General features: G+C 65.3%; 12 protein-coding genes. 4 read left to right on the top strand and 8 right to left on the bottom strand.

Annotated features, from left to right (window positions below; all coding sequences use genetic code 11):
* Positions 1–216: 216 nt before the first annotated feature.
* From mrdA to AC1D1Y_RS10240, 4 genes are all read right to left on the bottom strand, one after another.
* Positions 217–2,283, bottom strand: a complete 2,067-nt coding sequence (gene mrdA / locus AC1D1Y_RS10255; protein WP_477682242.1) for a penicillin-binding protein 2 — start codon at positions 2,281–2,283, stop codon at positions 217–219.
* 273 nt (positions 2,284–2,556) lie between these two features.
* Positions 2,557–3,075 carry a rod shape-determining protein MreD gene (gene mreD / locus AC1D1Y_RS10250; RefSeq protein WP_436155764.1) on the bottom strand — a complete coding sequence of 173 codons (519 nt, stop codon included), beginning with the start codon at positions 3,073–3,075 and terminating at the stop codon, positions 2,557–2,559.
* The gene (gene mreC / locus AC1D1Y_RS10245) at positions 3,072–3,995 is read right to left on the bottom strand and encodes a rod shape-determining protein MreC (protein ID WP_477654324.1); all 924 of its coding nucleotides are present in this window, start codon (positions 3,993–3,995) and stop codon (positions 3,072–3,074) included. Before mreC ends, mreD begins: the two co-directional genes overlap by 4 nt.
* Positions 3,996–4,056: 61 nt before the next feature.
* Complete coding sequence (locus AC1D1Y_RS10240; protein WP_477682241.1) at positions 4,057–5,100, bottom strand: rod shape-determining protein; 1,044 nt, start codon at positions 5,098–5,100, stop codon at positions 4,057–4,059.
* Between the two features lie 282 nt (positions 5,101–5,382).
* Between AC1D1Y_RS10240 and gatC the strand changes: the two genes are divergently transcribed.
* Genes gatC through gatB form a run of 3 tightly spaced genes read left to right on the top strand, consistent with a single transcriptional unit; the run spans position 5,383 to position 8,700 of the window.
* Complete coding sequence (gene gatC / locus AC1D1Y_RS10235; protein ID WP_477682240.1) at positions 5,383–5,682, top strand: Asp-tRNA(Asn)/Glu-tRNA(Gln) amidotransferase subunit GatC; 300 nt, start codon at positions 5,383–5,385, stop codon at positions 5,680–5,682.
* Positions 5,679–7,190: an Asp-tRNA(Asn)/Glu-tRNA(Gln) amidotransferase subunit GatA gene (gene gatA, locus AC1D1Y_RS10230; protein WP_477682239.1), complete on the top strand. Its 1,512-nt coding sequence runs from the start codon at positions 5,679–5,681 to the stop codon at positions 7,188–7,190. Before gatC ends, gatA begins: the two co-directional genes overlap by 4 nt.
* Before the next feature lie 49 nt (positions 7,191–7,239).
* The gene (gatB, locus tag AC1D1Y_RS10225; RefSeq protein ID WP_477682281.1) at positions 7,240–8,700 is read left to right on the top strand and encodes an Asp-tRNA(Asn)/Glu-tRNA(Gln) amidotransferase subunit GatB; all 1,461 of its coding nucleotides are present in this window, start codon (positions 7,240–7,242) and stop codon (positions 8,698–8,700) included.
* Between the two features lie 36 nt (positions 8,701–8,736).
* Here the strand turns inward: gatB and AC1D1Y_RS10220 are convergent, their stop codons facing one another.
* Entirely contained in the window at positions 8,737–9,393 is a 657-nt protein-coding gene (locus AC1D1Y_RS10220; RefSeq protein ID WP_477682238.1) for a DUF4124 domain-containing protein, read from the bottom strand.
* A gap of 9 nt (positions 9,394–9,402) precedes the next feature.
* Positions 9,403–10,155, bottom strand: coding sequence for an orotate phosphoribosyltransferase (gene pyrE / locus AC1D1Y_RS10215; protein WP_477682280.1), 753 nt, complete (start codon positions 10,153–10,155; stop codon positions 9,403–9,405).
* Positions 10,156–10,165: 10 nt separating this feature from the next.
* On the opposite strand from pyrE, the gene AC1D1Y_RS10210 reads away from it, so the two are divergent.
* Positions 10,166–11,032, top strand: coding sequence for an exodeoxyribonuclease III (locus tag AC1D1Y_RS10210; protein ID WP_477682237.1), 867 nt, complete (start codon positions 10,166–10,168; stop codon positions 11,030–11,032).
* A 232-nt stretch (positions 11,033–11,264) separates the two neighbouring features.
* Here AC1D1Y_RS10210 and AC1D1Y_RS10205 read toward each other — a convergent pair whose 3' ends face one another.
* The gene (locus tag AC1D1Y_RS10205) at positions 11,265–11,648 is read right to left on the bottom strand and encodes a response regulator (RefSeq protein WP_477654330.1); all 384 of its coding nucleotides are present in this window, start codon (positions 11,646–11,648) and stop codon (positions 11,265–11,267) included.
* 6 nt (positions 11,649–11,654) lie between these two features.
* The gene (locus AC1D1Y_RS10200; RefSeq protein WP_477682236.1) at positions 11,655–14,552 is read right to left on the bottom strand and encodes a PAS domain S-box protein; all 2,898 of its coding nucleotides are present in this window, start codon (positions 14,550–14,552) and stop codon (positions 11,655–11,657) included.
* Between the last annotated feature and the right edge of the window lie 3 nt (positions 14,553–14,555).

Genomic DNA, 14,555 nt, shown 5'->3' with positions numbered 1-14,555 from the left:
GGGAAACCCCCAATGCACTATGTCAGTGCGCGGGCTACATTGGACGACTTGCTGACGAGCCTTGCTGCTCGCAACGCGAGGAGCCGAGGAGACACGAGAGAGCCATTAGAAGTACACATAGGCAGCAAGGCATTCCACAAGATGCCCTGCTGCAAAAAGCGCTGGTAACCCCAGCGCTTTTTTTATGCCTGTCGTTTTCCAGGGGAGAGCCAGGGCTCAGTCGGGATTGATGCCGGCCGCAGCCATGGGCGGGACCAGCTTGCTGAGCGCTTCGGCGATGGCCGCCGCCTTGGCCTTGGCGGCCGCCGCTGCGGCGGCGGTGGTGGGCCCGGAGGTCGGGGCTGAAAGCAGGCTGGCCATCTCGGCCGCCTGGCGCGGCTTGCCGACGGGCGCGGCGGCCAGGCCTTTTTGCACCGCCACCATGTCTTCTTCGCTGGGGTACTGGCCCAGCAGCACGTAGTCAAATACCCGGCGCGCGATGGGCGCGGCCACGCCGGCGCCCCAGCCGGCGTTTTCCACGATCACGGCCAGCGCGATCTTGGGATCTTCGGCCGGCGCGAAGGCCATGTACACCGCATGGTCGCGCTGGTGCTCTTCCATCTTGGCGCCGTTGTACTTGTCTTTCTGGCCTATGGTGACCGCCTGGGCGGTGCCGGTCTTGCCGCCCGAGAGGTAGCCCGCGCCGGCAAACACCCGCGCCGAGGTGCCCTCCTGCGTGACACCGACCAGCGCCTTACGCACGATGGCCACGTTCTCCGGCTTGTAGCCAAGGTCCTCGGGCGGGCTGGCCTGCAGCGGGTGCATCACCCGCGTGACTGGGTCCTGCGTGCCGATGACCAGGCGCGGCTTGTGCTTGACGCCGCCGTTGGCCAGCGCCGCCGTGGCCTGCGCCAGCTGCAGCATGGTGAAGGTGTTGTAGCCCTGCCCTATGCCCAGGGAAATCGTTTCGCCGGGATACCACCTTTGCTGCTCGGGCCGCTTGTAGGCCTTGCGCTTCCATTCCTGGCTGGGCAGCACGCCGCGCACCTCGCCGTTGATGTCGATACCCGTGATCTGGCCGAAGCCCAGCGGCTTCATGAAGTCGTGCATGGCGTCCACACCGAGCTCATTGGCCAGCGAGTAGTAATACACATTGCTGGACTTGACGATGGACCGGTACATGTCGACCGCGCCCAGCGCGATGTCGCCGTGGCTGCGGAAGGTGTGGCCGCCGAAGGTCCAGGAAGCGTTGTCGTTGACGATGAAGGTCGGCGAGCGCTTGCCGGTCTGCAGCGCGGCCATGGCCATGAAGGGCTTGTAGGTCGAGCCCGGCGGGTAGGTGCCGCGCAGCGCGCGGTTGAGCAGCGGCTTGTCGATGGACTCGTTGAGCGCCTGCCAGCTCTCGGTGTCTATGCCGTCGACGAAGAGGTTGGGATCGAAGGTCGGCTTGCTGACAAAAGCCAGCACGTCGCCGGTTTTCGGGTCCAGCGCCACCAGCGCGCCGCGCCGGTCGCCGAACATGTCTTCCACCAGCTTCTGCAGGCGGATATCGAGCGACAGCATCACCGTGTTGCCGGGCGTGGCCGGGTTGCTGGCCAGCTTGCGCACGGCGCGCCCGCCGGCCGAGGTCTCCACCTGTTCGACGCCGGTGGTGCCGTGCAGCTGCTGCTCGAAGCTTTGCTCGACACCGAGCTTGCCGATGTAGTCGGTGCCGCGGTAGTTGCCCTCGTCGTCGCTGCCCTCGATGTTTTCCTTCTCGGCCTGGTTGATGCGGCCTATGTAGCCGACCACATGGCTGCCGAGTTCGCCGTAGGGATAGCTGCGAAACAGCCTGGCCTTGATGTCGACGCCGGGAAAGCGAAAGCGCTGCGCCGCGAAACGCGCCACTTCCTCGTCCGTCAGCCGGGTGCGTATGGGCAGGGACTCGAAATTCTTGGACTCCTCGCGCAGGCGCTTGAAGCGCCGCTTGTCGCGCAGCTGGATATCGACCACCTTTTCCAGCGCGGCAATGGTTTCCTCGAGGTTCGCGACCTTGGACGGCGTGATCTCCAGCGTGTAGGCCGAATAGTTGGTCGCCAGCACGATGCCGTTGCGGTCCAGGATCAGGCCGCGATTCGGCACGATGGGCACGATGGCCGTGCGGTTGCTCTCGGCCTGCTCGTTCAGGTCGGCGTGGCGATACACCTGCAGGTACACCAGCCGCGCCGCCAGCAAGGCAAACGCGCACAACACCACCAAGCTGGCCACCAGCACCCGCGCGCGGAACCGCGACAAATCCGCTTCAACATTCCGCAGTTCAGTCATGGTGATGCGACTCTACAACCGCCACAAAGTGCCCGCAAGACGCGCGATTAACCCCGGAACAGCAAAGGCGATGCGAAGCGAGCCGCCCAGGCCAGCAGGGGCCGCGGGACTGGCTTTGCCAGACCGCAGGCGCAGCGGCCCCCGAGGGGCTGGAGCCCGCGGCTCCAAGCCTGCCTGCGCAGGCTTGGACGGGCGACAGAGGCGAAGCGTCCCGCGAGCCGCGGCCTGCAAGGCCTCGGGAGCACGCGAAGTGAGCGACCGTGGGGGCCATATCTACAGTGGTCTGTTCTGATCAGGGTCGGGCGCTCGCCGCTGCGGCACCAGCAGCAGCACACTGACGACGGGCCACAGCAGCGCCTCGATCAAGGGCGCCAGCAGCATGACCCATCCGGGGAAAATTCCGCCGCCTATCATGCGGATCACGAGCTCCACGCCATGTGCCATGGCGAACAGCGGCAGCACCTGCAGGGCCTGCGAAGGCACGGTGAACCAGAGCAGGCGGCGGTGGATCATGGTGGCGAAAAAGCTCAGCGCCGTGTACGACAGCGCATGCTGGCCCAGCAGCGAGGACTGGTGCACGTCCATGCCCAGGCCGAACATGAAGGCCACGCCTATGCCCACACGCAGCGGCTGGTGCACGTTCCAGAACACCAGCACCAGCGCCAGGAAGTCGGGCATCCAGGGCACGCGGCCCAGGGGCAGCATGTCCAGCAGCAGCGCCGCGATGAGGCTGCACCAGATGAACACCGGGTTGGCGGGCAGCAGCAGCTGCTGGCCGGAGCGCATGATCATTTAGCGGCCCCTTTCTTCTTGGGCGCGGCTTCAGGCGCGTCGGGCTCGGGCCGCGGCGGGATCAGGCCCGTGCCGGGCTTGACCACCATGACGTGCCGCGCGCCGGTCACCAGCGCTTGCGGCGTGCAGAAAATCTTGGCGAAAGCCGACTCGGCGCGCCGCTCGATGCGGCTGATCTTGGCCACCGGCAGGCCGGCCGGGTAGACGCCGTCCACGCCGCTGGTGGTCAGCAGGTCGCCCTGCTGCACGTCCGAATTGCTGCCCATGAAACGCAGCTCCAGGCCGCTGCCGGAAACCGTGGGGTCGCCATAGGCCACGCTGCGCGCGCCGGTGCGCACGTTGAGCACGGGAATGGCCAGGTCGCGGTCCACCAGCAGGGTGACTTCGCTGACCAGGGGGTGTACGCGCGTGACCTGCCCCAGCACGCCGGACTCGTCCAGCACCGGCGAGCCCAGGTCCACGCCCTGCGCCATGCCTTTGTCGATGATCACCTTGCGCGTGTAGGGGTCGGCCGCGTCATACAGCACCTCGGCGGCCATGACCGGTGTGTTGAGCTGCTCGCGCAGGCCCAGCAGCTTGCGCAGGCGGTTGTTTTCCTGGAGGAGCTGCTCGACCTGGCCGGCGCGCAGCGATTGAAGCGCCAGCTTCTTGCCGGCTTCGTCGCTGGCGGTTTTGGCCTGGTTCAGGGTGGTGAAGTACTCGCCGCTGCCGCGGACGGCGCGCACCGGCTGCAGCGCCAGCCATTGCACCGGGTACAGCGCGGTGGCCAGCACGGCGCGCACCGGCTGGGTGATGCGAAAACGGGTGTCAGCGACCATCAGGAACAACGACAAGGCGCTGAAGAACATCAGCTTGGACAGCGCCGACGGCCCCTGCTTGAAAAAGGGCGGCGGGGATCTGTCAAGGGTTCCTAAGGGCATGGTTCGCTGTCAAGCTGGCCCCGCTTCACGCCGGCGCGCGGCATGAGATACGGCGTTGCGCTTATTCCGAAGTGAAGATGGAACCCAGGCGATCCATGCGCTCCAGCGCGATGCCGCAACCGCGCACGACGCAGGTCAGCGGGTCTTCGGCCACCAGCACAGGCAGGCCGGTTTCCTCGGCCAGCAGGCGGTCCAGGTCGCGCAGCAAGGCGCCGCCGCCGGTCAGCATCATGCCGCGCTCGGCGATGTCCGCGCCCAGTTCGGGGGGAGTCTGCTCGAGCGCGTTCTTCACGGCGCTGACGATGTTGTTAAGCGGGTCGGTCAGGGCTTCGAGGATTTCGTTGCTGGAAATCGTGAAGCTGCGCGGCACGCCTTCGGAGAGGTTGCGGCCCTTGACTTCCATTTCCTTGACTTCGGAGCCGGGGAAAGCCGAGCCTATGCTCTTCTTGATGGCCTCGGCCGTCGGTTCGCCGATCAGCATGCCGTAGTTGCGGCGGATGTAGTTGATGATGGCTTCGTCGAAGCGGTCACCGCCGACGCGCACGCTGCCCTTGTAGACCATGCCGCCCAGSGAGATCACGCCGACTTCGGTGGTGCCGCCGCCGATGTCGACGACCATGGAGCCGCTGGCCTCCGACACCGGCAGGCCGGCGCCGATCGCGGCAGCCATCGGCTCTTCAATCAGGTAGACGTCGCTGGCGCCGGCGCCCAGGGCGCTTTCGCGGATCGCGCGCCGCTCGACCTGGGTGGAGCCGCAGGGCACGCAGATGATGATGCGMGGGCTGGGCTTGARCASGCYRCGSGGGTGCACCATCTTGATGAAYTGCTTGAGCATCTGCTCGGTCACGGTGAAGTCGGCGATCACGCCGTCCTTCATCGGGCGGATGGCTTCGATGTTGCCGGGCACCTTGCCGAGCATGGCCTTGGCTTCATGGCCGACGGCCTGGATGGTCTTCTTGCCTTGGGGGCCGCCTTCGTGGCGGATGGCGACGACGGAGGGCTCATCGAGCACAATGCCGCGGTCGCGTACGAAAATCAGGGTGTTGGCGGTGCCAAGGTCAATGGCCAGGTCGGTGGAAAAATACCGACGGAATGCTTCAAACATATGCAGGGGTCCAGTTGGGGCATGAGCGAACTTCGTTGCTCCATCGCCTTTTTATTGATCAGCAATTATGGGGAAGTTGGGCCAGAGGCGCTCTGAAATCTGCTTCTGGCACCTAAAAAGCACCTAAAGCCCGCATCCAACCCTGATTTCACACCAAAGGCGGGATAATAACGCATCCCCTATAGATCAATAGCTTTAGCAGGCCCGTTTTTTCAGCTTTACACCTCGTTTCAGCCCCTGTTTTCTGGTTTATTTTTCCTGTATTTCCTTCACCCCTATCCCATGGCATTGACACCCCAAGACATCGCCCGCGTCGCCAACCTGGCGCGGCTGGAATTGCGTCCCGACGAAACCGAGCACACCCTGGCCCAACTCAACGGCTTTTTCGCCTTGGTCGAGCAGATGGAAGCCATCAATACCGACGGAGTGGAGCCGCTGGCCCATCCGGCGGCCGTGATCGGCGAAGTCGCCCTGCGCCTGCGCGAGGACGTCGCCAGCGAACCCAACCAGCGCGAGGCCAGCCAGGTGAGCGCGCCCGCCGTGGAAATGGGCCTGTTTCTCGTCCCCAAGGTGATCGAATGAGCACGGCCACGAACAACACCGCCCTGCACGACCTGGGCGTCGCGCAGCTGGCCGCGAAACTGGCCGCGCGCGAAGTCTCCAGCGTGGAAGCCACGCAGCATTTCCTGGCCCGCATCCAGCACGAAAACCTGGGCGCCTTCCTGGCCACCGACGCGGACGTCTCGCTGGTGCAGGCCAGGGCCGCCGACGCACGCCTGGCCGCCGGCGAACGCACGCCGCTGCTGGGCGTGCCGCTGGCGCACAAGGACGTGTTCGTCACACGCGACTTCCCCACGACGGCCGGCTCGAAGATCCTGGAAAATTACCGCAGCCCGTTTGACGCCACGGTGGTGAGCAAGCTGGGGCCGCAGGGCGCCGGCATGGTCACGCTGGGCAAGCTCAACTGCGATGAATTCGCCATGGGTTCGGGCAATGACAACAGTGCCTACAAGCCCGTGAAGAATCCCTGGGACAGCAGCCGCATTCCCGGCGGCTCCTCGGGCGGCTCGGCCGCCGCCGTGGCGGCGCGCCTGGTGCCCGCCGCCACCGGCACCGACACCGGTGGCTCGATACGCCAGCCGGCCTCACTGACCGGCATCACCGGCATCAAGCCCACTTACGGCCGCTGCTCGCGCTACGGCATGGTGGCCTTCGCCTCCAGCCTGGACCAGGCCGGCCCGATGGCGCGCAGCGCGCTTGATTGCGCGCTGCTGCTGTCGGCTATGGCCGGGCCCGACCCGGATCGCGATTCGACCTCGCTGGACCTGCCCGCCACCGACTACGCGGCGGACCTGCTCGCCGCGCGCCCCGCCACCGCCGGCGACAAGCCGCTCAAGGGCCTGCGCATAGGCCTGCCCACGCAATTCTTCGGCGCCGGCTGCGCGCCCGACGTGCTGGCCGCCGTGCGCGGCGCGCTGGCTGAATACGAAAAGCTGGGCGCCACGCTGGTGGACGTGAGCCTGCCGCTGACCGAGCTGTCGATCCCGGTGTATTACGTCATCGCGCCGGCCGAGGCCAGCAGCAACCTGAGCCGTTTCGACGGTGTGCGCTACGGGCACCGCGCGGCGCACTACACCAACCTCGACGACATGTACAAGAAGTCGCGCAGCGAAGGCTTCGGCGACGAGGCCACGCGCCGCATCATGATCGGCACCTATGTGCTGTCGCACGGCTACTACGACGCCTACTACCTCAAGGCGCAGAAAATCCGCCGCCTGATCGCGCAGGATTTCCAGACCGCCTTCACGCAGTGCGACATCATTGCCGGCCCGGTGTCGCCCACCGTCGCCTGGAAGATCGGCGAGAAATCCGACGACCCGGTGGCCAACTACCTGGCCGACATCTACACCCTGTCGTCCAGCCTCGCCGGCCTGCCCGGCATGAGCGTGCCGGCGGGATTCGGCGCCGGCGGCATGCCCGTGGGCCTGCAGTTGATCGGCAACTACTTCAAGGAAGCGCAACTGCTGGGCGCGGCCCACCAGTTCCAGTTGGCGACCGACTGGCATCTGCGCCAACCCCCAAGCCTTTAAGTGATTTGACATGAGCCAGACCCAACCCACCGTCAACCCCTTCGCCGAAATGCAGGCCGGCCGCCCCACGGGGCCGCTGGTGCAGGGCTACGAAGTCATCATCGGCTTTGAGACCCACACGCAGCTCACCACACAATCGAAAATTTTCAGCCGCGCCTCCACCGCTTTCGGCGCCGAGCCGAACACGCAGGCCTCCGCCGTGGACTTCGCCCTGCCCGGCGCGCTACCGGTGATGAACAAGGCCGCGGTGCAACGCGCCATCGAGTTCGGCCTGGCCGTCAACGCGCACATCGCCGAGCACAGCGTGTTCGCGCGTAAAAATTATTTTTACCCCGACCTACCCAAGGGCTACCAGATCAGCCAGTTCGAAATCCCCGTGGTGCAAGGCGGCACGGTCGAGTTTTTCCTGGACGGGGAAAAACGCTCGGTGCGCCTGGTGCGCGCCCACCTCGAAGAAGACGCCGGCAAGTCGCTGCACGAGGATTTCATCGGCATGAGCGGCATAGACCTGAACCGCGCCGGCACGCCGCTGCTGGAGATCGTGACCGAGCCCGACATGCGCTCCACGGCCGAGGCCGTGGCCTATGCCAAAGAGCTGCACAAGATCGTCACCTGGATCGGCATCTGCGACGGCAACATGCAGGAAGGCAGCTTCCGCTGCGACGCCAACGTGTCGGTGCGCAAGCCGGGCGAGCCGTTGGGCACGCGACGCGAAATCAAGAACCTGAACAGCTTCAAGTTCATGCAGCAGGCCATCGACTACGAGTTGCGCTGGCAGATTGAGGAAATTGAAAGCGGCAGGGCCATCAGGCAGGCCACCGTGCTGTTCGATTCAGCCACCGGCAAAACAGAATCCATGCGGGAAAAGGAAGATGCGGCCGACTACCGCTATTTCCCCGACCCCGATTTGCCGCCGCTGGTGATCGCGCGCGACTGGGTGGAAAAAACACGTTCGGAAATGTCCGAGCTGCCGCGCGTGATGGCGGCGCGTTTCGTCAAGGACTACGGGTTGCCCGAATACGACGCCGGCCAACTCACGCAAAGCAAGGCGACCGCCGCGTTTTTTGAGGCGGTGGCCGAGGCCAGCCAGCAAGCCAAGCTGGCCAGCAACTGGGTCATGGGCGAGCTGTCGCGGCGCCTGAACATCGAGGAAAAATCGATCGAGGCGTCGACCGTCAGCGCTGGTCAGTTGGCCGCACTGATAGGCCGCATCGCCGACGGCACGATCTCCAACAACGCCGCGAAACAGGTGTTCGATGCGCTGTGGACCGGTGAAGGCTCGGACGTTGACGCTCTCATCGAGGCCAAGGGTCTCAAGCAGATGAGCGACACCGGCGAACTGGAAAAGATCATCGACGACGTGCTGGCCGCCAACGCCAAGAATGTGGAAGAGGTCAAAGCCGGCAACGCCAAGGCCATGAACGCGCTGGTCGGCCAGGCCATGAAAGCCACCAAGGGCAAGGCCAACCCGGCGCAGGTCAACGAGTTGCTGAAGAAAAAACTGGGCTGATGGTTTGAGATAAAGCCGGGCGGCCCGCCCGGCTGCTCAGTTTTTGGCCGTGGGCGCCGAGCCCGCGGGGGCTTCTCTCATGGCCCACACCTGCTTGAGCTTGGCCAGTTCTTCGTCAAAGCGCTGGTTCACACGCTTTTTCTCCTGTTCCTGGTCCTGGATGAACTTTTTCTGCACCGCCGAGCTGTGGTCGTTTTCCTCGAGCTTGCGCTTGAGCGAAGGCGGCACCTTGCTGGGGTCTTTGGCGTAGAACTCGAGTTCGGCTTGGATGACCTTGCGCTGCTCAGCCAGTTCCGCCGTCCGCTTGTTGGAAGCCTTGATGACTTCGTCGACCTGGGCCAGCGCGGTGACGCGCTCCTGGTCGTGCACGGCACGGTTGGGGTAACGCAGCAGCAGGGCGCGGTCCCGGCGCTTGTCCTCGGCCTCGCGAGCACGCGCTTCGGCGGCAAGCTTGTCCTTTTCTTCCTGCACCGCGCGCTCCTGCGCGGTCAGGGAAGGGCCCACCACGCGCCTGACCGTACCCGAGCGGTTCAGTTCCTGCTGCGTGCGGTCCGTGCACTCGGCGATGGGACGGTCGGCCGTGAGCTTGCGGCCTTTGCCGTCGACACAGGTGTAGATGTTCTGGGCCGCGGCATGGTTCGCCGCAAAAGCGGCTGACATCGCGATGACCGTAAGTGCTGTTCGCAAGAGCAAATCGACTCCTTAATCCACGCCGTAGCGGTCCCGGTAGGCCAGCACGGCTTGGTAGTGCGTTTTCAGTGACATCGCATCGGCACCATTGGGGCCCGGCGCGTCGCCTTGTGTGGAGAGATATTGCAGCAAGTCGGTCAGCCGCGCAATCGCGCAAACCTGCAAGCCCAGCTGTTTCGTAACATATTGCACGGCACTATGGCTCACATCCACGCCGTTTTCCGTGGCCTTCTCCTGGCGGTCCAGGGCCAGTGCCACCGCGTGGGGAACGGCGCCCGCGGCCTGGATGATGGCGATAGACTCGCGCGCCGCAGTGCCGGCGGACATCACGTCGTCGATGATGAGCACGCGGCCCTTGACGGGCGCGCCGACCAGCGTGCCGCCTTCACCGTGATCCTTGGCTTCCTTGCGGTTGTAGGCGAAGGGGTAGTTGCGCCCCAGCCGCGCGAGTTCGATGGCCACCGCCGCGGCCAGCGGAATGCCCTTGTAGGCCGGCCCGAAAATCATGTCGAAAGCCAGGCCCGTGCGCTTTTCCTCGGCCAGCAGGTGGCGCGCATAGAATTGCGCCAGCCGTCCCAGCTTGGCGCCGTCGTCGAACAGGCCGGCGTTGAAAAAATACGGGCTCATGCGCCCGGCCTTGGTCTTGAATTGCCCGAAGCGCAGCACCCCCGCCTCCACGGCGAACTGCACGAATTCCTGTGCCAGCGCGCCGTCCGCGGAAACTGCCCCGTCCCTGTTGTCCTGTTGTTGCCCTGCCGTGCTCATTGGAAGTCCCATGTTTAAATTGACCAGCCTCAACCTCAACGGTATCCGCTCCGCAGCCAGCAAAGGCCTGCAGGACTGGGTTTTGCAGTCCATGCCGGATTGTATTTGCGTGCAGGAGCTCAAGGCGCAGGCGGCCGACATGAGCGGGCGCTTCGAGGAAATCGCCGGCCTCAAGGGCCACTTTCATTTTGCCGAGAAAAAAGGCTACTCCGGCGTGGGCGTCTATACGCGCCACGAACCCAGCGACGTGATCGTGGGCTACGGCTCGACCGAATTCGACGCCGAAGGGCGCTATGTGGAGCTGCGCTTCGACAGGCCCGGCCGCAAGCAAAGCCCCAAGCTCTCCATCATCAGCTGCTACTTTCCCAGCGGCTCCTCGGGCGAGGAACGCCAGGCCGCCAAGTTCCGTTTCCTGGCCGAGTTCTACCCGCGCCTGCTGGCCCTGAAGGAGACACGCGACTTCGTGCTGTGCGGCGACGTCAACATCGCGCACCAGGAAATCGACCTGAAGAATTTCAAGGGCAACCGGAAGAACAGCGGCTTCCTGCCGGAGGAGCGAGCCTGGATGACCGAATTGCTGCGCGACGCGGAACTCGCCAATGAAGCGGCAGATGAGCTGACGGAACGCACCAGCCCCTCGGTCAGAGGCGGCGGCATGGTCGACGTCTACCGCAAGCTGCAGCCCACGGCGACCGACGCGGCCTACACCTGGTGGAGCAACCGCGGCCAGGCCTATGCGAAAAACGTGGGCTGGCGCCTGGACTACCACCTGGCCACGCCGGCCTTCGCGGCACTGGCCCGCAGCGAACACATCTACAAGGACCAGCGCTTCTCAGACCACGCACCCATGAGCGTGGACTACGAGTTCAAGCTCTGACAACCTCCCCCGTTCAGGCTCACTTCGTGTAGCCTGCTCCCCCCTCCGGGGGCGGCGCCTGGGGCCGGCAAAGCCGGACCCTCGGCCCCCACTGGTGAAATCAACACCCCCCTGGTTACGCCACTGAACTCTTAAACCCAGCCGGGGCCGCGGGACTGGCTTTGCCAGACCGCAGGCGCAGCGGCCCCCTCGGGGGGCAGGGAGCTACACGAAGTGAGCGACCGTGGGGGCGTTATCTCTGTGCCCAGATCCGCTGGATCTGCGTGGAGAGCTCCATCGGGTCGAAGGGCTTGGGAATCACCTCCAGCGCGCCCAGCCCCTTGTACACCGCCACCTCGGCGGCCTGCACCTTGGCGGTCATGAAGATCACCGGGGTGTCGGCGGTGGCCGGCAATTGGCGCAGGCCCTTGAGCGTGGTCGGCCCGTCCATGCCGGGCATCATGACGTCCAGCAGCAGCAGGTCGGCGCCGGCGCCCGGCGCGGCGTCCAGCGCTTCCTGGCCGGAGGCGCAGGCGATCACCGTGAAGCCGCCCACGGCTTGCAGCGCCATCTGCGCCACCATGCGGATATCGGGCTCGTCTTCAACATAGAGGATGCGGTTCAGTGGTGTGGTCATGATGGTTCAGTTCAAGGTTGGGGAACGGGTGGGGCCCGGGTCGCCGGGAATCTGCAGGACTCGCTGGATTGTATTGAGCAGTTCGGTGTTTGAAGTATGGGCCTTGACCAGGACAGCGTCGGCCTGCCTGCCGTCCGCCGGGTCCACGTCGCCGGCCGAGAACACGATCACCGGCGGGCGCGGGTCCAGCGCGTCGATGTCCTCGAACAGGTCCCAGCCCGAATGGCTGCCCAGCGCCAGGTCCAGCAGCACCAGGTCAAAGGGGTGCTCGCGCAGGCGGTCGCGGGCTTCGTCCAGCGTGGCGGCGAATTCAAAGCTTGCGAAGTCCTGGGCGATGGCGGCGGTGATGCGCTGGATGTCCAGGTCGTCCTCCACATGCAGGATGCGCGGTTTGCCGGAGTCCAGGCTGGCGACGGCGCGGCGCAGGCTGTGCACCAGCAGGTTTTCGTCGATGGGTTTTTTGAGCCAGTCCGACACCGTGTGCGGCTTGCGGTTGAACTGCAGCTGGCCCTGCTCGGCCATGGCCGAGATGACCACGACGGGCAGGTTGCGCGTCCCCTCGTCCTCGCGCAGCTGGCCGATGAAGGACACGCCGTTCTGGCCGGGGAGCTTGAGGTCCACCGTCACCGCATCGTAGGTATTGGAGGCCAGGCAGGCCAGCGCCTGCTCGGCGCTGAAGGTCATGTCGGAATCAAAGCCGGCCTTGCCCAGCATCATGCTGATCAGCTTGGCCACGTCGGGATCGCCTTCGCAGATCAGGATGCGCGGGCGCGAGGAAATCGCGGGCGGCCTCAGCGGCTTGAGCAGCGGCACCGGGTTGGTCCATTCGGGCATTTCAAAAAAGAAGGTCGTGCCCGCACCGAGCTTGCTGGAGAAGCCGATGGTGCCGCCCATTTTTTCGACCAGGGCGCGGGAAATATTCAAGCCCAGGCCGGTTCCGCCTTTCTGGCGGGTGTCGGACGAATCGGCCTGCGAGAACTTCTGGAAGATGCGGCTGCTGAATTCCTCCGGAATGCCAGGACCGACGTCGACCACCTCGGTCCGCACCTTTTGCCCCGTGCGCGAGAGCCTGACTTCCACCGGGCTGCCCTTGGGCGAAAACTTCACGGCGTTGGACAGCAGGTTGGTCAGCACCTGGGTCATGCGATCACTGTCGATGCGCACGTGCAGCGCCGTGTCGGGCGCCCGCATCACCAGACTCACGCCGTGCTGGCTGGCAAAGCCCTCATTGGAGACCAGCGTCTGCTGCACCAGTTGTTTGAGGTCCACCACCTGCATGTCCAGGCGCAGCTTGCCGGACTCGATTTTTTCGCTGTCCAGGATGTCGTTGATCAGCCGGATCAGGCGCTCGCAGTTGTTTTGCGCAATGCCCACCAGGCTCTTGACGGCTTCGGGCAACTGGCCGGCCACACCGCCCGAAATCAGCCCCAGCGAGCCTCGTATCGAAGTCAGCGGCGTGCGCAGCTCGTGGCTGACGGTGGAGACGAACTCGGTCTTCATGCGGTCTATGCGCTTGAGCTCGGTGATGTCGGTGCCCAGCGAGAAAAAGCCGATCACCTTGTCCGCGCTGGCGCCTTCGCCGTAACGCGGAAAGTACTGCATCGCGTAGTGCCTGCGCTCGCCCTGGGGCGTGATCTGCGTCCGCTCATAACGCACCATATGCCCGCTCAGGACCTCATCCACCTTTTCCCGCACCGTTTCATAGACCTGCGGGCCCAGCACGTCGGCCAGCGGCTTTCCGTCGATCTGCTCGTAGCTCAGGCCGAAGTTGTCCTCATAGGCCCGGTTGTGGAAGCGAAAGCGCTGGTCGGTGTCCAGATAGGCGATCAGGGCCGGCACGGTGTCGGTGACCTGGCGCAGCTGCGACTCGCTGGCCCGCAAGGCTTCGGTGGTGCGTTTGCTTTCTGTGATGTCATGCATCACGGCGGTGAACAGACGCCTGCCGCCCACCTCCACGTCGCCGAAGGACACGCTGACCAGGAATTCGCTGCCGTCCCTGCGCAGGGCGCGCACCTCGCGCCCGGCGATCCGGAAGGCTTCAGGCCGCGCGCGCATCATGCCGGTGAATTCCTTGTACTGGCGGCGCAGGCGTTCCGGCACCAGTTCCGAAACATCGCGCCCCACCAGTTCGTCGCGCGCATAGCCAAAGAGCTGCAAAGCGGCGGTATTGGCCTCCAGGACGATATCGTCGGAGGAGGTGGTGATCACGGCCTCCACCATGCCTTCGGTGATGCTGCGGCTCATGGCCTCGCTGTCGCGCAACTGGGCCTCGCCGCGTTTTCGCACCTGCTCGTAATGCTTGACCACATAGCCCACCCAGCCCAGCATGGCGAAAAACAGCAGGCTGCCGGCGACGATGAAGCCCTGCGCCCACTGGGCGCTGCGCTCGGCCACGGCCTGCGCGTCGCGCCACCTGTAGACCTCGCGGTTGCGCGCATTTTCCAGCAGGCCATTGGTGCGCAGCCTCAATTGCCGGCTGGCGTCGCTGCTGAGAACGGCCGCCGCCGCTTCCGGGCCGGCCGCCTTGCGCGCCGCGATGGACTGGTTGGCGATCAGGGCGCGGTGGTTGATCAATTCGTCGAACTCCGCCGCCTCCTGGAGCACATTGGCGCTGCGCGTGCGGGCCCGGATGCCGCGCAGCTCAACCCGGGCGGCCTGGAAGGCTTCCAGGTCGTCGGCGTTGCCGCTCAGCAGATACTGCCGCAGCGCTGATTCGGTCGACCGCAGGCTGGAATCCACGCGCTCCAGCATCACCAGCGTGTCTTCGGTGCGCACGCGGGACTGGGCTGTTTCAAGCAGGCGGCTGATGGTCAGGTAGGACGCCGCGCCCACCACCGTCATCAGCACCACGCCGGCCGCCACCGCGAGTTTGATCTTGGACAGGAAGGCGGCGGAGGCAGGCATGGG

The organism is Polaromonas sp. P1_G1, from assembly GCF_056405595.1.
Note: the sequence above shows the minus strand (reverse complement) of the source record. Positions and strands in the feature narration are given on the sequence as shown.